1 protein-coding gene is annotated in these 328 nt (G+C 39.0%); it reads right to left on the bottom strand.

Annotation, left to right across the window (positions count from 1 at the left end; all coding sequences use genetic code 11):
- Positions 1-302 (bottom strand): porin family protein (locus AAEY83_RS13550; protein ID WP_502945167.1); only part of this gene is annotated, 302 nt, incomplete at its 3' end.
- Between the last annotated feature and the right edge of the window lie 26 nt (positions 303-328).

The following is a 328-nucleotide window of genomic DNA, read 5'->3' as shown; positions in this document are numbered from 1 at the left end:
ATCAGAACCATTGAAGCAAATGTATCTGTAAGCAGCGCAGAACCATTTAACTCAAGCTCTGTATACTTTAATTTGATGTTTGGTACTAATGGCACTGGGTGCTCAAGCGCCGCGTAATAACTTACAAACGTCTCATCTTCAAAATTGAAATCTTGAGATGCATTATTTTTATAAGAAAATTGACCATCGTTATCTGACTTCCACCCATCAACACCTACGTATAAACCTAGTAGAGTGTCAGCTTGCGCTGCTGGTGCTAAACATGCCATTGAAAGGGCTGCTGCTAAACAATACTTTTTCATTTTTTATCCTTGAGCTAGTAGTTCGC

It is taken from the genome of Psychrobacter sp. TB20-MNA-CIBAN-0197 (genome assembly GCF_040309765.1).
Classification (GTDB): Bacteria; Pseudomonadota; Gammaproteobacteria; order Pseudomonadales; family Moraxellaceae; genus Psychrobacter; species Psychrobacter submarinus.
The sequence above is the reverse complement of the archived record's forward strand: the minus strand, read 5'-3'. Positions and strand labels throughout refer to the sequence as shown.